Origin of the sequence: Streptomyces cirratus (genome assembly GCF_014650775.1) — a bacterium.
Lineage (GTDB): Bacteria > Actinomycetota > Actinomycetes > Streptomycetales > Streptomycetaceae > Streptomyces > Streptomyces cirratus.
The window spans coordinates 25405-46686 of sequence record NZ_BMVP01000018.1 but is presented as its reverse complement, the minus strand read 5'-3'; the positions used below and the strand labels follow the sequence as shown (position 1 = coordinate 46686).

Sequence of the window (21282 nt, the reverse complement as noted above, 5' to 3'; positions counted from 1 at the left end):
CGTGGACACCCTGGAGACCCGCGAGTTGAGGTACTTCGTGGCCGTCGCCGAGGAACTGCACTTCGGACGCGCCGCCGAGCGCCTCGGCATGGCCCAGCCGCCGCTGTCGCGGGCGATCCAGCAGCTCGAACGGCGCCTCGGGGTCTGCCTGCTGCAGCGCAACCGCCGTGGCGTCCGCCTGACCGGTGCCGGAGAGGTGCTGTTGCACGAGGGCAGGGCGGCCCTCAACGCGATCGCTGCCGCCGCTCGCCGCACCCGGCGCGCCGGCGGTGCCGACAGCCCTGGCGGTCCCCGCGGTCTGCTGGTCCTCGCGGTGAAGGCCGCCGCGTCCCACGAACTGCTGCGGAGACTTCTCGCCGCCTACGCGGCCGAACCCGACAGCGCCGAGATCGAGGTGCTGCCGTGCGGCATTCGTGAGCAGGAAGAGCTGCTGCGCGACGGACGCGCTGACGTCGCGCTCATGCACACGCCGTGGAACTCCCTCGCCGGGTTCGACAGTGAGGAACTGACGACCGAGGGGCAGGTTGCCGTCCTGCCCGCCGGGCACCCCCTCGCCGCCCGCGGGACCCTGTCCCTGGCCGATGTCAGGGACGTCCCCGATCTACCGCTCGCCCGCTGGCCCACCCGAGGCACCTACGCACCCGGCCCCGGCCCCGAGATCCACAACCAGACGCAACTGGCCCAGTTGATCGCCCTCGGACGCACCGTGGCGGTCGTACCCGACTCGGCCCGCTCCTGGCTGTGGGCCGAGCACACGGCCGTCCCCTTGACCGACGCTCCTCCCGTCGTGACCCACATCGCCTGGCCCGCGCACAGCCGCTCCCTTGCCCTGGCCGGCCTGGTCCGCACGGCCGCACGGCTATGACCGGCTCCCGCCCCCATCGGTCAGCACCCGGGACAGCTCAGATGCCACGAGGGCCGGCGAGACCGAAGAAGCAGACCCGCGGTACCAGATCATCCGGGAGGGCGAGCGCATCGGACCAGATGATGCGAGGCAGGGACCGGACCGCCTGAGACGGGACAGCCCGTCCTCACGCACACAAACTGGGCAGTGGCCCGTCTTCGCTGACGCGCGCAGCCGTCAGACCGACTTCCGTGGCAGCCGTCCCAAGCAGGTTTCGGACGTCCTTTCCTCCCATCCCGCTCACCGCCTCGCGCATGGGTCAGGGACAAGTCTCTTCGGTCTTGGCCACGGTGAAGCTGACGGGCTGCCCGGACAGCGCGGTCCCGGCGGACGGAGCCTGCGTGCACACCTTCCAGTTCGACTCCTGGAGCACCATGCGGCCCTGCAAGGCGTCCTTGACGGTGATGGAGGCGTTCGACGGGAGCGCCCCGCGCACGGCCTTCATGCCCTGCCCGACGAAGTTCGGCATCGTGCTGCCAGCCGGCTTGGGCGCAGCGACGTCGCCGACGGGACAGGTCTCTTCGAGCTTCACGGCGCCGAGATCGATGGTGGTGCCGGTCTCCATGGCCACGCCACCGGCCGGGGACTGGCTGCACACCTTCCAGTCGCGGTCGAGGACCTGCATCCGGTCCCGACCGAGGCTGTCGTGGGATTTGAGGGCGTAGAACCCGCTGGCCTGCGCCTCGTCCTGTGCGGTCTGGAGGCCCTTACCGACGAGGTTGGGGAGAGTGGCGGTCTTGCCCTTCGCCGGGGGCGCGGCCGCCGGGGCTGACGCAGCCGGTGTGGTCGCTGTGGGCGCCGCCGAGGTGGGGGCAATGCTGGGAAGGTCGCCTTGGCATGCGGTGAGGGTGAGGGCTGCGGCCGCGGTGAGCAGAGTGATGGCGTGGTGTGTGCGCATCCGGTCATGCTCGCGGGGCGTCCGCGGCTGTGAGGTGACTGTGACCGGTCTGTGACGTGCGAAGGCCCTGGGCGTGAGCGGAGCTTCGGTGTCTCAGCACGCCGGAGATGGCCCACAGGTTCACGGGCGAATCGCAGTGTGCGCACGCTCGGCGTACAAGAGGAGACGCCCCCGTCCGCCGCCCCTCCCCGGTTGCCCGGCTCAGAGGCGCTTGGCGCTGCGCAGGGTGGTGGCGTAGTAGCCGTTGCCGTCGAGGCGCGACGCGCCGCCCTTGTCGCCGATGGTGGGGCCGTTGGCCTCCTCGCGGCTCGATATGAAGATCTTGTGGCCGTCCGTGTCGTTGCCCAGGTACATGCCGGTGTGGTCCAGCCGCTCGCCGGTGCGCGCGTCGAGTTTGAAGAACACCAGGTCGCCCGGCTGGAGGACGTCGATGGAGGCGGGCCGGTCCTTCGCGGCGACGCCCTTGAGCGGAAGGACGTTCACGCCGATCTTCGAGCGGGCCATGCCGTTGGCGGTACGGGGCAGCCCGGTGCCGCCCGCGTCGGTGGCCATCAGCGGGAAGCGGCTGCGGTAGCCGAAGACGGTGCGCATGAAGCCGGAACAGTCCATGTCCCGGAACTTGGCCTTCTCGGGCTGCTCCGTCGTGCCGTCGCGGAAGGTGTACGGGATGCCGAGGTAGTCGTAGAAGTCGGACTGCTCCAGGCGCAGGTCGTTGCCCTCGGAGCCGCTCGGGTTGATCGGCCCGAACGCCGCGTCGCCCGCGTACTGGACGCCCGCCGCGTCCTTCTTCACCGGGGCCTTGTCGCCGTACTGGAAGGCGATCGCGAAGACGTCGTCCTCCTCGCTGCCGTAGTACTTCTTGAACCAGTCCTGGAACCACTGTTCGCGTTCCGCGCCGACCCGCCAGGGCTCGGGCAGGAGGCGGACCCAGGTGTCGGTGACGACCCGGGTCTGTGTGGTGGCCGGCTCGGTGAAGGTGCGGCTCTTGCCGGTGAGCGTCGCGGTCCGGGCCCCGTCCGTGAACGTCGCGAGGACCGCGCCGTCCCCGCTGCGCAGCACCGAGCGCTGCGGGTTCTGCAGCCGCTCCCACTTCTGGGTGCCGTCCTGTCCGCCCTTGGCGCCACCCTTCGCCGCCTGGTCGGTCACGCGCACGGCGGCGGGCGCCTGGGCCTGCTCCTCCTTGCGCAACTCGTAGGTGAGGTAGGCGCTGGCGGCCAGCAGGCTCGTCACCACGAAGGCGTGCAGGACGGGACGGGCGCGACGGGCGGGTTTGACGGTCATCGTTGCTCCGGGCGGTACGGCGGACGGCGTTGCGGGTGGTCGGGCGCGGCGTCGGTCAGGCGTGCGGCAGGAAGCCCAGCAGGATGCCCGAGGTCAGGACGACGTAGGTCATGAGGGTCGCGGACCCGGTGGCGAGGAGCGTGGCGCCCTTGGGCTGGCGGACCAGCTGGTAGGCGATCAGTCCCGGGACGATGAAACCGAGGGTCTGGTTGGCGTACAGCAGGGGGAACTTCATCTGCAGCACGATGACCACCGTGGCTTGCAGGAGCACGCCGATGAGGACGACGGCGGCGAACAGCCGCTTGCCGTAGAGGATCACGAACTTCTGCGTGACGAGCGTCAGCACGTACGTCAGGACGGTGATGCCCACGACGAGGGCCGCCCGCTGCAGGTCCTCGATGAGGGTGAGGGCGAGCCATCCCGGGGTGATCATGCCGCCGGGCGAGAGGTTCGTGGTCAGGTAGCACAGCAGGGAGAAGAGCAGGCCCAGTGCGATGCCGATCGCGGCGATCTCGGGGGTGAGGACTGCGGGGATCAACGGGGCTCTCCTGGATAGTGCTGCTGAGGGTCGTACCAATGCGGGTCGTACCACTGCGGGTCGTGCGACTGCGGGTCGTGTGAATGCGGTTGGTGCGGCTGCGGTGGGTACGGCTGCGGGGCGTGCGGCTGCGGTTGGCCCGGCCACGGCTGTTCGAGCGGCGGGTGCTGCCGGGGCCCGGGGTACGGCGGCTGGTGGTAGTCGGCCTGCGGGTACTGCGGCTGGTGGTCGGTCGGCTGCCGGTACTGCGTCGCCTCCCCGGGGGGCTGCTGCCGCACGTACTGCCTTGGCACGGGCGGCTGCGCGTACCGCGCCTCCTGAGCGGCGGTGAGGTCCGCGTACGGGTCCAGGTGCGGGGCGTACTGGGGCTGTTGCGTCCGGGCCGGCCGGACCGGCTCGGGGGCGGGCTCGTCCTCGAAGCCGGGGAGTTCCGCGAGGTGCTCCAGGAGGATCTCCCCCTGACCGTGGATGTTGCCGATGGCGACCAGCGAGGACTGCTCGCCCAGGTGGCCGAGCAGCTCGTGCATGAACTCCTCGCCGTCGCGCTGGTCGCCCCCGAGGTCGACGGCGCGCGAACGCCACTCGGCGGGGATCGCGTCGATGGCGCTCTTGGCGGGATGCCCGATCACGAAAACCTTCTCGGGCATCAGGTCGGGCACGATCTGACCCATCTGACCGTTGCGCTCGACCCGGTCCGGCCGGCAGTTGATCACCACGTTCAGCGGGCGGTCGACGGCCCCGAGGTCGAGGAGCTGGTTGATGTTCATCAGCGTGGACTCGGGGTCGTTCGCGGCGAAGACGTTGGCGAAGCGCACCCGCTTGCCGCCGGGCGCGACGTACCGTTCCACGGACAGCACGCCCGGGTCCGGCGGGGCGTCGTACATCCCCTGGAGGGCGGTCTCCCGGTCGACGCCGAGCAGCTCGGCGACGGTCAGCGCGATGGCGACGTTCTCCTTGAAGGTGAACCAGCTGAACCCGCGCAACTCCTCGTCGCTGACGGTGTCGGGGTCGGCGTAGACGAGCTTGCAGTCGCGTGCGTCCGCCTCCTTCTGGAGGACGTGGAAGCGTTCCTTCTCCGCGGTGACGCAGATCCCGCCGTGCGGCATCGACCGCGACAGGGAGCGCCCGATGTCGTCGAGCGTGGGGCCCATCTCGGCGACGTGGTCCTCGCGGACGTTGCACAGCACGCCGATGGTCGACTGGATCAGCTTCGACTGGTTGATCTCCTGGAGTGCCGGCATGACCGCCATGCATTCCATGACCAGCGCGTCCGGCCGGTAGGCGGCGGCGCGCCGGACGATGCCGATCTGTTCGACGACGTTGGCGATGCCGAACTTGCGGTAGACGGGCTCCTCGGTGGCGTCCGGGTGGATGAAGCGCGCCGCGGTGCCGGTGGTCTTGGCGACCGTGCGCAGCCCGCCGCCGCGCAGCGCCCCGGCACAGAGCCGGGTGATCGAACTCTTGCCGCGGATGCCGTTGACCAGGACCCGGTGGGGTATCCGGTCGAGGTTGGCGTAGTGCCGCCGCTGCTCGACGATGCCCGCGACCAGCATGACCAGGCAGCTGACGAGCAGCACGCAGTAGAGGAAGAGCACGGCGGATCAGTTCCTTCCGGCCGGGGCGGCGCCGGTCCGGCCGGCGCCACCGCCGGCGTCCCGCTTGCGCTGCTCCTGCAGCTGCTGACGTATGACTTCGAGGCTGCGGGTGACGGCTCCGACCTCGTCGTGGTGGGTGGGGTAGAGCACGGTGCGGCGGTCGCCGTCGGCGAGGGCCTCCGCCCGCTCGGCGAGGGAGCGCAGCGGTCGCACCACGATGATGTGCAGCCATCCAAGGCAGGCCGCCGCGCCGGTGAGGCCGAGCAGTCCGGCCAGTACGGTGCGGTTCTGCGCGGTGTACGCGGCGATCTCCAGGCCCTTGGCGGGTTGCATGCTGACGACCGTCCATCCGAGCGGCTGGGCCAGGCCCCCGCCGGTCAGCGGTGCGGCGGCGGCGACGGAGGTCCCTCCGTCGCGGATGACGTCGGCGCGGGCGCCGGGGCCCTTGCCCGTCTTCTGGTTCGCGCTCGTCACCAGCGCGTCGAGCCGGTCGTTCGGCAGTCGCGCGAAGGCGAGGTAGCCGCTGTTCCCGCCGACCACGCGGTGCTTGCCGTCGACCACGCGGACCGTGCCCAGGCCCGGACGCCTGAGCAGTGCGTTGATGAAGTCGATGCGAAGCTCGCCGACCACCGCCGCGCCGCCCAGGGCGGGCGCCTCGGCGTATTCGGTGATCACCGGCTCGTGGCCGCTGTCGATCACGGTCACCGGTTCGCGGGAGGGTGCCTTGCCGCCGAGGTGGTGGGGCGTGCCGCCGGCCCGGGCCATGACGGTGCCGTCGGACCTCAGCACGTAGAGCGACGCGTACCGCGCGTGCTGGGCGCGCGTGCGTTCCAGTAGGTCCGTCACCTCGGCAGGGGTGGACTTGGCGCCGAGGACGGAGGCCACCGAGGTGAGGTCGGCGTGGCCTTCGTTGAGGGCGCGGCGCACCCGGTCGGCGAGGGTGTCGGTGCGCTCGCGCTGGTCGTCGACGATCGTCTGGGGCACCTTGACGGAGGTTCCCGCGCGGTTGAGCGTCAACAGGAGCGGCGCGGACCATGCCAGCAGGAGCACGGCGCACACCGCGATCAGGGCGCGCGTTCCGATCCGACCGCGGCGACCCGGGCGGGGGCCGTCGGCGGGTGCGCCCGGCTCGCCGAGCGCCTGGCGGCGCAGCCGGTCGAGGGCGGCGCCGATGCGGGCCGCCTCGCCGTACTTGGGGAGGGTGACCGGCCGGTGCAGGTCACCGCGGCCGATCCGGCGGCTTTCGAGGAACAGCTGGAGCAGCGGGCGCTGCACGGTGACGACGAGCAGGGCCACCGCGATCGCGCCGAGGACCAGCAGGGCGCCGGCGGCGGCGAGCCAGAAGAAGGAGTCGCCGACGGCGGAGCCCTGTTCGGTGACGCCGACGAACGAGACGACGGTGAGCCCGAGGGCGGTGGCATCGGTGCCCTCGCCGGGCGCCGGTCCGGCGAGCTTGGCATAGCCGGCCACGGACCGGTGACCTGACGCGGCGTCTCCCAGCAGACTGCCGCTGACGCCGGGGAAGCCGCCGGAGCCCGGCTCCTTGGACTGGAGCGGATGCTGCTTCGCCTTCTGCGCCGTCGTCTTCGCGAACGCGTCGAGCTGCTTGCGCTCGCGTCCCGCGTCGCCGACGCCGCTGCTGTCCACGACCTGCCCGGAGGCGTCGAGCACGGCGATGGCTCGGCTCTTGCCCAGGCTGACGCCCGGCACCCGCAGGCTGCTGGAGGCGACCAGGAGCTGTTGCGGGTGACCCTGCCAGGAGAGCAGGGCCAGGGTCAGGAGGCGGGTCTCGCCGTTTTCGAGCCGCACCATGCGGGGGGCGAGACCGTTCGGGGCGTTGAGGGTCGTCAGGTCGAGGGCGGTCAGGGGCAGGTTCTCGCCGCGCTGCGCTGCGAGCCGTCCCGACTTGATCTCGATCACGGCCGTGCCGCGCCACTTCTGGTAGACGTTGCCGAGCTTGTCGAGCACCGAGTCCGGTGAGACGGGCTCGCCCGCGCTGAACAGCGAAGCGGTCCGGCCGATGTCGGTGACGCTCTCGTCGAGCGAGGCGCGCAGGGCGATGGCGCCGTCCTCGGCGAAATGCTGCTGGGAAGTGAGGACGGCGGGCGGTACTGTGCTCTTGCCCACGTGGCCGAGTTGGAACGCGGTGAGCGCGGCGAGGGCCAGCAACAAGGCGGACATGGCTGCGATGGGCGGGCGGATGCCACCCAGCAGGGACATGTCCGCCCTACGGCGGGTCCGGCGCCGCCGCCTCGATCGCGACGCGGCCAACAGAGGCTCCTCTTCGTTCTGTCCTGGAGCCGGTGTGGCCGAGGGATTGTGACGGTCTTGGTTACGGGGGCGGTCCGGGGAAGCTCGGGTTGTCGTGCCGCCGGGTAAACGGAGTGCGCCACTCCGCTATTTTCATATGACTATGAGCGCACAGTCGACCAAGCGAATAACAATTGCGGCACTGTGTGCAGCGTTTGCTCTGCTATGTACCGGTTTGACGCTTTTCCTGGTGCGGCCGGACGCGACCCCGCCCCCTCGGCAGGCCGCGCCGACGCCACGGCCCTCCCCCGACAATGACCTCGTGCGGCGGATCGCCCTCTTCACCGCGGGTTTCGGCGAGCGCGGGGGCTATCGCGTCCCCACGAACGAGGAACGATCGACCCTCACCCGGGGCGTCGCCCTGCTGCTCGACGGTGACCCGCAGGCCGCACGGGCACGGCTCGAGACCGTCGGCTTCACCCTGCACGCCGTGACGGACGGCGTCAGCGGCCGACGGTACGCGGAGGTCGCGGACGGGGCGGGGGAATCGGGCCGCAGCAGCCGCGGCTGGGGCCGGGTGTACGTGGACCTCGACCACCCCCCGCGCTGGTCGGTACAGGTTCCCCACCCCATCGCCGACGCCCGCACCGAGCTCCTCGGCGCCCGCGTGCTGCGCGGGGCGCCCGGCGGGGTGCTGGTGATCGCCGGGGCCCACCGCAACGCGGCCAAGGACGGGTCGGCCGACATGGCCCACCGCACGGACTCCGTCTTCCACGGCGTGATCGACGAGCTGATGCGCCGCGACCTCCCGGGCATCCAGTTGCACGGCTTCGCCAACGAGTCCTTCCCCGGCCGCGACGCGGTGGTCTCCACGGGCGCCGGTGACAAGGCCGTGGCGGACGCCGCCCGGTTGACCGCGGCCCTGCGGCGCGACGGCCGCCAGGCATGCACGGCGTACTCCGAACGGTGCCGGCTCTCGGGGACGGAGAACGAACAGGGCCAGGTCGCGGCCGGGGAGAACGTACGGTTCCTGCACCTGGAGCTGAACAGGACGGTCCGCGGGGACGACGAGGGACTCGACCGGACGGCGGCAGCGATCGCGACCCTCACGAACAACTGGGCCACGGGCTGACGACGTCGACCGGGATGCGCCCGTACGGCGTCGGCGGCGCCGCTCCCAGCGCTTCGCCGTCGCCTCGATCAGGTCCGCCAGGTACGCGTGCGCCTCGGCCGGCTCCAGCACCCGAGGAAGAACACCCTCAGCAGGACATCGCTGCGGGTGTTGCGCTGGGGCTGGGGCTGGGGCTGGGGCTGGGTCTCGGTCAGCCGGTGCCGCAGTTCGGCGAGCCCCTCGTCGGCGAGGGTGTACTCCTCGCGGCCCCCTTTTTCTGGCCTCCGCCCCCTGTACGCGTTTGTCGATCACATAGGGACACGGCCCCTCGCCTGACAGCCAGAGACGCCTTCCGCCACAAGAGGGCTGCTCGGGTCGGATTCAGGCGTTCACATGACGCGGGGTGACTGCATGCCGCGGTGCGGCGTGACGGACCGGCTTGTGTCCCGGGGCGGCTTGAAGGCGCCGCAGCCACAGCGAGGCCGTGCCGAGCAGGCCGGTGAAAACCGCCAGGAGGAGCACACAGGCCCACATCTGCCGGCTCCAGGGGTGGGTCCATCCCGTCCAGGCTGCGCATGCCGCCCACAGCAGGACCCCCGCGATGTAGACGGTCCGGACCCGGCGCAACTGCCGTGCGGCCCGCAGGGACATCAAGTGTTCGGTCTTCGGTGCCATGCCCAGCCGTGTGCCCCGATAGGCCCACCGGCATGCCCGCCACGGATCGGTCGCCGTCCAAGACCCGCGCCAACCTCTCGCGGGCGGGACGGCGCAGGTGTGGGGACGGGCGATCGGCGACGCCCCGGCCGACGTGCGGTTCCTGCTGCCCCGTCAGTTTCCGCGCAGAGCCAGTCGATCATGGTTGAATGCTGCGTCGCGGTGCTCCGGGGGGGCTGTTGCCGCGTTGCGTCCGCCCTCTCTCCACGAGGTGACGCGGGTCACATCGGCCCCATGTCACGAACGGAAGGGCAGCTTGCGTCTGGTGGTCGTCCGCAACGCGGGAACGGTCCACACGAAAGAGGCAGCAGAGCGATGAACACGACAACGCGGCACGAGGTCCTGGTCATGGGCGCCGGCTACGCCGGGCTCGGCACCGTGATACAACTCGCGGCCCGCACCAGGAAGCGCGGCAACCTGCGAGTGACGCTGGTCAACCCCTACGACACCTTCACCGAGCGGCTCCGGCTGCACATGACCGCCACCGGCCAGGAGACGGCCAAGCCGAACATCCCGGAGCTGCTGGACGGCACCGGCGCCGAGTTCGTCCGCGGCTGGGTCACCGCCGTGGACACGGAGGCCAAAACCGTCCGGATCGACGACGACCGGCTCCTGCGCTACGACACCCTGGTCTACGGCCTGGGCAGCATCGCGGACACCGCCTCCGTCCCCGGCGTGGACGACCACGCCTACACCCTCAACAGCCCGCAGGACGCCGCTCTCCTCGCCGACCGGCTGACCCGGCTCGACGGGGGGACAGTCGTGATCGGCGGCAGCGGCCTCACCGGCATCGAGGCCGCCGCGGAGATCGCCGAGCGGCACCCGGAGCTCCAGGTGGTACTGCTGGGCCGGGGGGAGCCGGGCGCGAGCATGCACCCGAAGGCCAAGGCACACCTGGACGCGGCGCTCGCCCGGCTCGGCGTGCGGGTGCGCAGCGGCGTCGAGGTGGTGAAGGTGCTGCCGGACTGCGTCGAGCTCGCGGACGGCTCCAGCATCCCGGCGGCCGCGGTGCTGTGGACCAGCGGCACTCGCGTCTCACCGCTGGCCGCGGCCGCGGGCCTGACCGTGGACGAGCGCGGCCGGGTGGTCACCGACAGCGCACTGCGCTCGGTCTCCCACCCGGACGTATACGCCGTGGGCGACGCGGCGGCGATCCGTCAGGGCTACGGAGTGATGCACGGGACCTGCCAGGGCGGCATGCCCACCGGCGTGCACGCGGCCCTGTCGATCCTGCGGGTGCTGGCCGGCAAGGAGCCCAAGCCCTTCCGCTTCGGCTACTACCACACCCCCGTCAGCCTGGGCAGGAACGACGCCGTCGTGCAGTTCACCCGTCCCGACGACAGCCCGCGCCGGATCGTGCTGACCGGCAAGCGGGCCGCGAAGTACAAGGAGACGGTCACCGCAGCGCCGTGGCCGACCTTCGCCCGCATGAAGAAGATGCCCGCCGCGGGCGCCCTCTGGCCGCACGGCGGCCGCTACACCCGGATCAGGAGTGCGAAGTGACCCAGCCGCAGCAGGACGGTTCCGACCACCTCGCCTTCCAGCAGTACCGCACCCTGCTCTTCTCCGTCGGCTACCGCATCCTCGGCACGGCCGCCGACGCCGAGGACGTCGTCCAGGACGCATGGTTGAAGTGGTCGGCGGCCGACCGTTCCCAGGTCGCCGACCCCAAGGCCTATCTGACCCGGATCGTCTCCAACCTGGCGATGGAGCGACTTCGTTCGACCCGCCACCAGCGCGAGACCTACGTGGGTCCCTGGCTGCCCGAGCCGATCCTCACCGGCCCGGACACCGCCGACGGCGCCGCTGCGGCGGACTCGGTCTCGATGGCCCTGCTGGTGGTGCTGGAGACACTGAGTCCGCTGGAGCGCGCGGTCTTCGTACTGAAGGAAGTCTTCGCGTTCAGTTACGTGGAGATCGCCCAGGCGGTGGAACGTTCTGAGGCGGCGGTGCGGCAGGCCGCACACCGCGCCCGCGAGCACGTCCAAGCCCGCCGGCCCCGCTTCACAACGGACCGAGCGCACCAACGTCACGTCACCGAGCGTTTCTTCGCGGCGACGACGGGCGGCGACCTCAACACCCTCATGGAGGTGCTCTCCCCGGACGTGACGCTGTGGACCGACGGTGGCGGCAAGGTCCGCCAGGCCCTCAAGCCGGTCGTCGGCATGAAGACCGTGGCCGGTTGGTTCGCCGCGCTCGGCACCGTGACCTACCAGGGCATCGAGCCCGGTCAGATGCGGGCGGAGCTCACCTGGATCAACGGCGGCCCGGGGCTGGTCTTCCGTGCCCCGGACCGCGTGATCGCGACGCTGACCTTCGACTTCGACGCGGAGGGCCGCATCTCGACCATCCACAACGTGGCCAACCCCGACAAGCTCCACGCCGTCGCCGACGGCACCCGGCACGAACTCTCCTGAGCCGCCCGATCGGGGATGGTGAAGCAGTAGCCGGCGAGCACGGCGAGCGGCTGGCCATCAGGAGACGGTACGACGTCGGCGGCGCGTACGTCATCGTGGAGTGCCGGCCGGTCTGGGGTTCCCACGCCGGGCCTGCTTATGCTGCCGTCATGGGTTTGGATCTCATGCTGTTCATGGCGGACTGGAAGTGCTTGAGCGCCATACCCGTCGAGAAGCGGATTGAGGCACTGGCGGATGCCGCCCTCCGGCCGCCAGAGCTTGACGGCGAGTACCACACCGGCGCGCGGAGCGGCGGCTGGGTGTGGCTGCCGGACCGGGAGTCCGCATGGTGCGCCGAGTACGACTTCTTCACCACCACTGGTGCCTTCCGACCGCACGCCCGCGCGGGGGATGCGTGGGCTGACATGCGGCCTCTCGTCGACGGGTTCGTGCGCGAGGCGATGGACACCTTTCTCATCGATCTGATCTGGGACGCGGACCCGGAAGACGATCCTGCGCTGACTGGCGGCGAAGGGTTCTTCCCGGCGCCCAATGACCGCTGGCACCCGCGTGTCCTTCTGGCGTGCCCGCCCGAGGCCCTGCCTGGCAAGGCCCGCGCCTGGACGCAGGTGGAGTCCCGCCTGGAGGAGCTACGCGGCCCGTTCGCCGCCGAGTGCGCGGGCTGGGCAGGCCGTCCGGACACCTTCGAGGACTTCACCGCGCTTCTGCGTGAATGGGGCGACGTGACCACCGGGGCTGCGCGCCACGGTTGGGGGCTGGTGGGTCTGCCCTAGCAGTCAGCCGCGAGGGGCACCCGGCCCATGCGTTGCACATCCTGTACGGACGGCCGTTCGATACGCGTGGCGCCTTGACCGGGCGTCGGGTGAGTGCCTTGGCGATGGGCGCATCGCTCGTGCTCACCGGGTGCGGCAGCGGCGGCGACGAGGCGCCCGTCTCCTGGAATCGCCCCTGCGACATGCTGCCCAAGGCCGTGGTGGAGAAGTCGGTCGGCGTTCCGCTCGTGGCGGCGGGCTCGGAAGGACGGTACGGGTTCGAGTGCCGCTACCGGCCCCCGAAGTCCCCCGAGGACTTCTGGACGGTCTCCTTCAGGTCGGACACCGCCGGGACGTACTGCCCCGAACCGAAATCCCGGCCCGCGTCGGAGATCGACGCCGAGGCGTACAAGACCGACGACAACGGACGTGTGGTCGTCGGGGGTCGGTACCACGGCCACTGTCACCGTCGCCTCCGCCCTCGACCTGCTCCGCACGGCCAGGAGCCGCATGGAGTGACGGCGCGGTCGTCGTGCGCTCAGACCCGGGGGCCGTGGCTGTCCGGTACTGCCCGCTCCCGTCCACATCCGGGGACGCCGGACGCGTGACGCCGGTGCCCGGTACGGGGGTCGGTGTCGTACCGTCCGTACCGGGCACCGGGCTCGCGGGCGCCCTTCGGTCAGCGCAGGCGGGTGACCCGTGACGTGAAGGAGGGCTCGGCAAGCCGGGTTCCGAGCGCCACGGGGACGTACTTCGCGCCCTCCCCGGTACCGACCGTCAGGACGCCGACCTCGGTTCCCGCCTTCGCGGCGTGCGGGGTCCCGGAAGCGCCCGGCCGCAGGGCCAGCTGCAACTGCTGGCCCGGTACGCCGATCACACTCAGGTCTTTCGTGGCCACCAGCGGGGTACGGCCACCGAGGCCGTCGTCCACGTGGCCGACCGTCTGGCCCTTGCGGATGACCGGCGCCGAGTCGAGCGCCTGCCGCACCGACCCGATGATCTTCTCGCTGTTGGCCAGGACGAGCTTCAGGCTGTTCTCCCCGTTGTGGTCCGGGCCGTCCGCGTGCTGGTCCATGAGCGTGCCGAGGATCAGCGGGGTCTCGTCGCCTACCGACTTGTACGCCGCCCACATCAGCGTGCCGCCCGCGGGGGTGTTCGACCCGGTCTTGATGCCGCGGACACTGAGGCCGTTGACCGTGAGCAGGGTGTTGTTGTTGATGAGCGTCTCGGACAGCCCCTTGATCCCGGCGCTCGGCAGGGCGACCACGGCGCGGAACGCCTCGTCCTTCATCACTGCCTCGGCCAGCTTCAGCTGGTCGGCGGCGGTGCTGACGGTTCCGGCGTCCAGACCGCTGGGGTCGGTGTACGTGGTGTTCCGCATGCCGAGTTCCCGGGCGGCGGCGTTCATCTTCCCGACGAACGCCGACTCGGAGTCGGTGCCGGTGTCCCAGCGCGCCAGCAGCCGGGCCACGTTGTTGGCCGACTTGAGCATGAGCATCCTCAGCATGTCCTGCTGGCCGAACTTCGCCCCGGCGACGAAGCCCTCGATCCGGGATTCGTCGTCGGAGGTGCCGTCCGTGACGGCCTTCGCGTCGACCTCGATCTGGGGGCCTGCCTCGGTCTTGCGGAGCGGGTGGTTCTTGAGGATGACGTAGGCCGTCATGACCTTGGCGACGCTGGCGGTGGGTACGGGCTTCTGCTCGCCGAAGGCACCGATGTCGCCGGAGCCGGGCACGCGTACGGCACCCTGGCCCTTGGCGGGCCACGGTACGGAGAACTGCCCGCCAAGGGTGTGCGTCTGCTCGGCCGCGACGACCCGGGGGGCGGGCAGCGGACGCAGCAACTGCCCGCCGATGGCGGCGCCGGCGAGGAGCAGGAGTATCGGGGTCCAGATCTTCACGCGCCGGACGACGGTGCGGCGCGGGGTCTCGGGCGGAGGCGGGTTGTTGGTGAGCTCGGCCAGCAGATCCAGCGGGGGCCGCGGCGGGACCGGCACCTCGCGGGTGCGCTCGACGACGGGGTGCGGCGCGGGGCCCTCCGGGGCGGGCGTGGCGGCCGGCTCCGCGGTCCCCGCCGGCGTACGGGCGGGCCCCCCGGGCCGAGCCGAAGCCCGGCCGGCCCCCGGGCTCGCTGCCGGGGCCGGGCCCGGGGTCGGGGTCCGGCCCGGGGCCGGCGCCGGGATCCCGGGCCGGGTAGTGGGCGTGGCCGAGGTCCGGCCCGGGGCGGGGTTCGGCGGTACGACGCGCGGCAAACGTGCCTTCTCCGTCGGGGCGTCGAGGTCCTTCAGGGCCACGAACTGGCTGGTCCGCTCGGCGTCGGCCTCGTCGTCCCGAGCCCAGGACGGCACCGGCCGGTCTTCCCGGCCCGCGTCGTCGTCCGGACCGGCTGCCTCTGCGGACTCCTCGGCCGCCTCGTCCTGCTCGTCGACTGTGCCCGCGCCATCCACGCCATCCGCGCCGACCGCAGGCTCGGGCGCGGCAAGGCGTACGTCCCGGCCGCCAACCTCAGCCTGGGGCGTGCCCCCGCCGTCGGCTACCGCGTCGGACTTGGTCACGTCCCCGTCAGCGTCCGCGACCCGGGGGGCAGAGACACTCCCACTGGTGCCCTCGGCCCCGGCCTCGGCCTCGGATGCAGGCCCGCCAACCGCTGTTTTGGACGCGGGTGCATCCCCGTCCGAGGCCGCCGTCCTCTCGGTCCCGGGTGCGGGTTCGCCGGTGGCTGCCGCGGACCGGGCGGATGCCGCCCCATCGTTGGCCTCGGCACCGGACGCCGGTACGTCCCCCTCCGCGGCCGCAGTCCCGGGTACGGCCCCGCACGTGGCAATCGCGTCGGGCAGTGCCGCCGGAGCCCCGGGCGCGGTCTCGCCGGCCTCCGTCCCGGCTTCTGACCTCGCCGCCGCTTCGGCCAGAGCTCCGTCGACGGACCCGATCTCCGTGGCGACCTCGAGTCCGGTCCCGGCTTCCGCCTCGGCGTCGGTGGAGGCCTCCGACTCGCCTTCCGCCTCTTCGTCCGCCTCTACTTCCGCCGCAGTCCCGCCCCGCTCGCCCACCGCGAGGACGGTCTCGGGCGCGTCAGCCTCAGCCACGGGTTCACCCCGCGGACCCTCGTGGGGCTCGGCGTCCCGGGCGTCGTCAGCGGACGTCTTGTCCGGGTCCGTCCCCGTGGTGGAGTCCGGCGTGGGCCGGGGGGTGTCGCTCGGGGGTTCGGGAGGCGTGTTCTGCGTTCCCGGGAGCTCGGTCCCTTCCGTCTCCGGAGACTTCGGAGTGTCCGGGGAACCGCCCGCCACCGCTACCGCCTTCATTCCTGCCCCGCCTTGCCACTCGCCCCCGGCCAACCCGGCCGGTTCTTGCCGATTCCGTCAGGCGGGCCCCGCAGACGCCCGCTGATTGGCTAGATGTAAGAGGTTCCCCGTTCGTTCCCGCGACCCGATCTTGTGACAGTACGGTCATACTCCGGCCGGGCCGAACGGGCCCGTCCGGTTCAGACCCATGGTGGAGTGCGGCCAGTCGGGGGAGTGCCGCCGTCCCGGGCGTGGTGGGCGAGGTCCTCGTGGGTCAGTTGGAGCCCTGCCCGCAGGACGGCGTCGTGCCGGGCGGGGTGGCCCTCGAGGTGGGCGAGGTTGAGGGCGCGGGCCAGGTCGGGCCGGGATCGCGGCCGTGGACGGCGATCCCGGGCACGACATAGGCCGGCGCGGCCGTCGTCGTGCATGCCGGTGCCTTCGCGGTGGTGTTGTCAGCTCCGGCGTTCTGCGGGTTGTTTCGGCGCGGCCGGGGCGGTTCTGGGAGGCCTTGCGCTTGATGGGTGCGGCGCGCCCTGCGACCGGCCGTCACCGATGGCCAGTTCGCCGTCCCCGAGGAGGAGTTCGGGCTTCCCGCACACCTCCGGCCTACTCGGAGCGGGACGGCTTTTCCGCGGTTGCCTTGGGCGCCTTGGGTGCCTCCGGAGCCTTTGGAGCCTCCGGGGTCTTGGGGGGCTTGTCGAAGTCGGCCTTCTTCGGCCTGTTCTCCAGATCCTCGTCCTTCTGAAGGTCGCCGTACTGCCTCACCGTCGCGCTCGCGTCCTTCATGCCGGCGGAGGCTGCGTTCGTGACCGAGCCGGGGTCCCGGGCGTACTGGGCCTGCGCGCCGGCGGATGCCTGGGTGGTCTGGATGAAGGAGCCGAGGAAGCCGAGGACGGCCCGCGCCTCGGGGGAGGTCTCCTGCACGATCTTCGCGCGGGAGGAGGCCCCGTGGATCGCGTTGTTGAACAGGCTGGCGCTCGTGTCGTCGTACGTGCCGTCGTTGCTGTCCTCGAAGTCGACGTCCTCACCTGGCTGCGGCTTCGTGCTGTCGGTGGTCACGGAGAAGAGCCCCGCGCCCTTGCCGGCGGCGTTGAAGATGTTGTCGAACACGATGGTCGTCACCTCTGGTCCTCGTCGTGGCGGCGGTGCCGCGTGGTCAGGGCTGCTTGTAAAGGGTCTGCTGGCTGACGGTCAGGGCCTCAACGTCGAACATGGTGTGGTGGACGTCCAGGGCGGAGACGACCTCGGCCAGTCCCTTCATTCGGAAGCCGCCGGGTGTCAGGTCGACGTCGTTGACGTCGCGGGCGACCATGTGGCTGAGGCCGGGGTAGGTGCCGGGCTGCGGAGGGGACAGGACCGCCACCGGCACGGCGTACTGCACCGCGATCAGCCCGGAGAAGGTCACCGGGATCTCGTAGGTGTACTGCTTGCGGGTGCGCCGCTGGGTGACGACGGTCTGCACGCGGGAGTTCGCCGGCACCTTGCCGGAGATCTGCGACTTGGAGGCCCAGCTGGTGTTCAGGGAGCCGCCGACCGTGGCGGCGATGCCCAAGGCCAACTGGGCGTTGAGAGACGCGTTACCGGTGGCGCTGCCCGAGGTGGTGAACCCCACCGAGTTCGTCATCGTGTTCGACGAGGAGTTCGTCGCGGAGCTGCTCGCGGACGTCTCGGTGGTGTTGGCGTTGTCGACGCCGACGCTGTCCTTGCTGTTCTTGTTGGTCACCGTGTTGGCGTTCTTGTTCGCCGTCCCGTTCTGGCACGACGCCGCGAGCTGCGACTGCAGGTCCAGGCGGAGCTGGTTTTGCAGCTGTAGCTGGAGCGAGGCACCGATGCTTCCGCCGAAGGTGAGTTTGGCGTCCCCCTGGAGCGACCAGGTGACCCCATTGGAGACGGTGAAGTCGACCGAGTCGGCAAAGGTCATCTCGGCGCCGCTGCGGTTGACGTAGCTGCGGGAAGAGAACGTGTCGGGCGGGGGCTGGGCGATGTCGCCCCGCACCTCGATCAGCGGCTCCCCGAGGTTCATGTAGGCGAGCCAGCCCCGCTCGAACGCGGTCCCCGAGAAGGTGCCGAAGCTCGACTTGTTCACGGAGAACCCGACCGGCTTGTGCTTCACGCCGGAGGGGTCGGCGTAGACCAGGTTGGGGTGGTTCAGAATGGCCTGCCAGATCTGCTCGATGTTGAGTTCCCGCAGGTTCTTCTTCGTCAGCGGCTGACGCCTGGCCTCTACCAGGCTGTATGCGGTGGAAGGCATCTACCCGTCCTCAACTAATTCGGCTGAACCGCGCTCGGTGAATTCAAAAAGAAAACTACGCACGTTCGCCGGACGAAATTATCGCGTTCTCCCGCACGCGGGAAGGCGTTTTCGCATGTCACACTCAACCGAGTGATCGGTTTTCGGCAATCACTTCCGAAACGCCGGTGAAGTGACCTTTCCGCACCGGCATTCACTCGATCGATGACTTCTTGTCAACCTTGCTCATGGGTACCGTGACCCCAGGCGCTACCGCAGGGGTGGTTTCGCTTTCGACCGTTCATCCAGCTCCATTCTGCTTCCGTTCGAAGGTCAGATCCGCTTCGATGCGGCTCCATTGCGTGTCGCGTTGAGCATCCGAAGTTTTCGTGTTCCGCATTCAGGACAGGTGAGGTTTCCGCGATGTACACCCAAGAGCGCACGGCGATGTCCAATTTGGTGGTCGGCGGCCCGGTGGCGGTGAACAGCTACGACAACGCGATCGTTGCGGCGCTGGTCGAAAACCGTCCGGTGATGCTCGTCCATGCTTTCAACGGCGGCTACCTGCGACCCGCAGAGCTGGCCGAAGCGAGCCACGACAAGGGCGTCCAACTGGCCACCGCCCTCGACGAGACCGTCAAGGAGGCCAAGGGCCACCTCTGGCACATCACCCCCGCCGGCTTCTTCGGGCAGCGGCCGCTGTACTTCATCGAGAGCGCCGCCGGCCAGGCGACGCCCAAGCCCGCCGGCGCGGGCGGAACCGACACCGGACGTGGCGACGACGGCATGCCGAAGCCGCAGCGCAGGCGCATCACCGTCCACCAGGACGCGCCCCAGAGCACGGCCGACACCGTCCAGGTCGGCCTGCCCGACAAGGTCGGCGACAAGTGGCGGGGGAAGAACGGCGCACCCGAGGACACCCAGCTCTGGGTCGTCACGGTCACTCCGTGGGGCGGCATCACCTTCGTGCCCATCACCCACCCCGACACCATCCTCGGCTTCAAGGACCACGCGGTGACCGCCAACAGCGAGGTGAGCCTCACTCACAACTGGGGCGGGGACTTCACCGGGACGGTCATCAACACGTTCTACCCGCGCCTGCCCAGCGAGTGGAATGTCCCGTACCACCACGTCTTCACGTGATCCGCGGCCACCGCCGTACGACACCCGTCCCGAGCCACCGTCCGCACCGCCTGGAAGAGGCACCACGATGCCCGTGCCCACGGAAGAACTGAAACTGGAGATCGTCAACGCCGCCACGGGGGAGATCCTCGACGGCAGGGCCACACCGGGGCAGGGCGGGCCGGTCGTCGTCCGTGAGCTCCCCGAGGACGGTCCGGCCCCGGAGCAGTGGCGGATCCTTCCCGTGCAGTCCGCGCAGGACGAGCGGGTCTACGTGATCCGCAACGTGACCGGCGGGAAGGCCCTTGAGCAGCCCGCCGCCGCAGGCGGCGGCGTCCGTCAGGAAGAGGCGGCCGACGGCAAGAAGACCCAGCAGTGGCGCCTCGTCCCCGTCGAGGGCGAAGCCGCCCTCTACTTCATCGAGAGCGCGGCTGACGACACCGTCCTCGACCTCGACCGCGATGCTTCCGGTGAGAGCGGCACCCCGGTCGTCGTGCGCGCGTACGACGAGGACGCGGAGAGTCAGCGGTGGCGTCTCGTGCCGGCCGAGCCCGAGCGCGTCAGCGACCCGGTGCTGCGGTGGGCGCGGCTTGGGCACTGGAACGGACGGCAGTCCTGGCGGCTGGCCCCCTCGGCGGCGCTGCGGCCCGCATCCGACGCGACACCTTCGTTCAGCGATCTGCTGCTGGTCCTCGACCGGTTCGGAACCGACCAGGACGCCGGCGGCTGGAAGAGCGAAGGGGCCGCGCCCCGCCCCGGCGCACAGCCGGGCTCGTGGGCCGGGCTCGGCGCGCGGTTCCTCGCCGAAACCGCCGGAAAGGCGCCGGCGGACATCGTCGCGCTCAAGCCGGCCAAGGGGGCCGTGACAGCGGCCGCGCGAGGCAACGGCACGTTCGAGGACGAGGAACGCGTCCTGCACCCGCCCGCGCCCTCCCCGAGTGCTGCGGACCTGTGGACCCTGGCCGACATCACGGGCGAAGGCAGGCCCGGCATCGTGGTGCTGGCAGCCGACGGTGTGCGGGTGTCCGCCCAGGAGGAGGACGGGACCTTCGCGCCCGCGGGCGGCGGGCCGGCCCTCAAGGCGTTCGGCCACGGCGATCAGGCCGGCGGGTGGCTGGCGGACAAGCATCCCCGCTTTCTGGCCGACACCACCGGCGACGGCCGGCTCGACATCGTCGGCTGCCACGACGACGGCGTCTGGGTCTCCCTCCAGGACGAGTACGGAAAGTTCGCGCCATTGCCCGACGAGCCCGCTCTCCGTGCGTTCGGCCACGACGAGAAGGCCGGCGGGTGGCTGGCGGACAAGCATCCCCGCTTCCTGGCCGACACCACCGGCGACGGCCGGCTCGACATCGTCGGCTGCCACGACGACGGCGTCTGGGTCTCCCTCCAGGACGAGGACGGAAAGTTCGCCGAACCCCTGTACGTCCTCGACGACTTCGGGACCGACCAGGGGTGGACGTCGGCGGAGGAGCACCCCCGGTTCCTGCTGAGGACCACCGGCGACGGGGCGACGGACATCGTCGGCTTCGGCCCCCACGGCGTCGTCGTCGCGCGCGGCCTCGACGACGGCACCTTCGAGCCCTCGAAGCTCGTCCTGAACGACTTCGGGACCGCTCAGGGGTGGGACGCGAGGAAGCACCTGCGCTTTCTCGCCGACGTCACCGGTGACGGAAACCCCGACATCGTCGGCTTCGGCAATGAGGGCGTCTGGGTGTCGCACAGCCTCGGCGACGGCAGGTTCGAGCAGGCACAGCTGGTCTGCCCCGGCTTCGGGTACAACGACGATGCCGGCGCCTGGCGGGTCGGTCACCACCCCCGCTTCCTCGCGGACATCACCGGCGACGGCCGGCTCGACATCGTCGGCTTCGGAGGACCGGGCGTGTACGTGGCCCGCAACCTCTACCGCCGCTTCCGAACCCGATAGGCCCTGAGTTGAAACACCGACAGCGGCATCTCGACAACGAGTCACCAGGTTGCCGTCTTGTGTACGGCGCATGGATGCGGCCCCCGCCGCGGAACCCGGCCACCCCGGCCGGCCCAGTGCTACGGCACCGGTCCGGTCACCCAGAACGTCTCGCTGCCCGTACACGGGCCGAGGACTCTCGCCCCTGGGGGTGAGACACAGCGCGCGCCCCTGCTCGGGGTATCGCTGTCGAACTGCACGACCGTGGCGCACTCAGAGGATGT

General features: G+C 70.9%; 17 protein-coding genes. 7 read left to right on the top strand and 10 right to left on the bottom strand.

What is annotated here, in order from left to right; genetic code table 11:
- The first annotated feature begins 1 nt into the window (after window position 1).
- Window positions 2–865: a LysR family transcriptional regulator gene (locus tag IE207_RS29100; protein ID WP_190187301.1), complete on the top strand. Its 864-nt coding sequence runs from the start codon at window positions 2–4 to the stop codon at window positions 863–865.
- Window positions 866–1163: 298 nt separating this feature from the next.
- Here IE207_RS29100 and IE207_RS29095 read toward each other — a convergent pair whose 3' ends face one another.
- The 5 genes from IE207_RS29095 to IE207_RS29075 form a co-directional block, all read right to left on the bottom strand.
- Window positions 1164–1802: a PASTA domain-containing protein gene (locus tag IE207_RS29095; RefSeq protein WP_190187300.1), complete on the bottom strand. Its 639-nt coding sequence runs from the start codon at window positions 1800–1802 to the stop codon at window positions 1164–1166.
- A 201-nt stretch (window positions 1803–2003) separates the two neighbouring features.
- Window positions 2004–3083 (bottom strand): C40 family peptidase, encoded by a 1080-nt coding sequence (locus IE207_RS29090; RefSeq protein WP_190187299.1) that lies wholly within the window; start codon window positions 3081–3083, stop codon window positions 2004–2006.
- A gap of 55 nt (window positions 3084–3138) precedes the next feature.
- Window positions 3139–3621 carry a poly-gamma-glutamate biosynthesis protein PgsC/CapC gene (locus IE207_RS29085; RefSeq protein ID WP_136213015.1) on the bottom strand — a complete coding sequence of 161 codons (483 nt, stop codon included), beginning with the start codon at window positions 3619–3621 and terminating at the stop codon, window positions 3139–3141.
- Window positions 3618–5216: a poly-gamma-glutamate synthase PgsB gene (gene pgsB / locus IE207_RS29080; RefSeq protein ID WP_229874114.1), complete on the bottom strand. Its 1599-nt coding sequence runs from the start codon at window positions 5214–5216 to the stop codon at window positions 3618–3620. Before pgsB ends, IE207_RS29085 begins: the two co-directional genes overlap by 4 nt.
- Window positions 5217–5222: 6 nt before the next feature.
- Window positions 5223–7436 (bottom strand): HAMP domain-containing protein, encoded by a 2214-nt coding sequence (locus IE207_RS29075; RefSeq protein WP_190187298.1) that lies wholly within the window; start codon window positions 7434–7436, stop codon window positions 5223–5225.
- A 352-nt stretch (window positions 7437–7788) separates the two neighbouring features.
- On the opposite strand from IE207_RS29075, the gene IE207_RS29070 reads away from it, so the two are divergent.
- On the top strand, window positions 7789–8598 hold the full coding sequence (locus IE207_RS29070; protein WP_229874112.1) for a hypothetical protein: 810 nt from the start codon (window positions 7789–7791) through the stop codon (window positions 8596–8598).
- 360 nt (window positions 8599–8958) lie between these two features.
- On the opposite strand, the gene IE207_RS29065 is transcribed toward IE207_RS29070, so the two are convergent.
- Window positions 8959–9252 carry a hypothetical protein gene (locus IE207_RS29065; protein WP_190187296.1) on the bottom strand — a complete coding sequence of 98 codons (294 nt, stop codon included), beginning with the start codon at window positions 9250–9252 and terminating at the stop codon, window positions 8959–8961.
- A 354-nt stretch (window positions 9253–9606) separates the two neighbouring features.
- On the opposite strand from IE207_RS29065, the gene IE207_RS29060 reads away from it, so the two are divergent.
- The 3 genes from IE207_RS29060 to IE207_RS29050 all read left to right on the top strand — a co-directional run bounded on the left by IE207_RS29060 (window position 9607) and on the right by IE207_RS29050 (window position 12481).
- Window positions 9607–10794, top strand: a complete 1188-nt coding sequence (locus tag IE207_RS29060; RefSeq protein ID WP_190187295.1) for an NAD(P)/FAD-dependent oxidoreductase — start codon at window positions 9607–9609, stop codon at window positions 10792–10794.
- Entirely contained in the window at window positions 10791–11708 is a 918-nt protein-coding gene (locus IE207_RS29055; RefSeq protein ID WP_190187294.1) for an RNA polymerase sigma-70 factor, read from the top strand. The genes IE207_RS29060 and IE207_RS29055 overlap by 4 nt, the downstream gene beginning before the upstream one ends.
- Window positions 11709–11857: 149 nt before the next feature.
- A complete protein-coding gene (locus IE207_RS29050; protein ID WP_190187293.1) occupies window positions 11858–12481 on the top strand; it encodes a hypothetical protein in 624 nt (207 codons plus the stop codon).
- A 268-nt stretch (window positions 12482–12749) separates the two neighbouring features.
- On the opposite strand, the gene IE207_RS33865 is transcribed toward IE207_RS29050, so the two are convergent.
- The 4 genes from IE207_RS33865 to IE207_RS29035 form a co-directional block, all read right to left on the bottom strand.
- Window positions 12750–12884, bottom strand: a complete 135-nt coding sequence (locus IE207_RS33865) for a hypothetical protein (RefSeq protein ID WP_268250212.1) — start codon at window positions 12882–12884, stop codon at window positions 12750–12752.
- A 255-nt stretch (window positions 12885–13139) separates the two neighbouring features.
- Window positions 13140–15014: a D-alanyl-D-alanine carboxypeptidase gene (locus IE207_RS33860; protein WP_268250211.1), complete on the bottom strand. Its 1875-nt coding sequence runs from the start codon at window positions 15012–15014 to the stop codon at window positions 13140–13142.
- A gap of 1332 nt (window positions 15015–16346) precedes the next feature.
- Complete coding sequence (locus IE207_RS29040; RefSeq protein WP_190187341.1) at window positions 16347–16853, bottom strand: hypothetical protein; 507 nt, start codon at window positions 16851–16853, stop codon at window positions 16347–16349.
- 43 nt (window positions 16854–16896) lie between these two features.
- The gene (locus IE207_RS29035; protein WP_190187292.1) at window positions 16897–17991 is read right to left on the bottom strand and encodes a hypothetical protein; all 1095 of its coding nucleotides are present in this window, start codon (window positions 17989–17991) and stop codon (window positions 16897–16899) included.
- 402 nt (window positions 17992–18393) lie between these two features.
- Here IE207_RS29035 and IE207_RS29030 point away from each other — a divergent pair, with 402 nt between their 5' ends.
- Together IE207_RS29030 and IE207_RS29025 are read left to right on the top strand one after the other, a co-directional pair.
- Window positions 18394–19113, top strand: coding sequence for a hypothetical protein (locus IE207_RS29030; protein WP_190187291.1), 720 nt, complete (start codon window positions 18394–18396; stop codon window positions 19111–19113).
- Between the two features lie 67 nt (window positions 19114–19180).
- Window positions 19181–21019: an FG-GAP-like repeat-containing protein gene (locus IE207_RS29025; RefSeq protein WP_190187290.1), complete on the top strand. Its 1839-nt coding sequence runs from the start codon at window positions 19181–19183 to the stop codon at window positions 21017–21019.
- Window positions 21020–21282 lie beyond the last annotated feature (263 nt).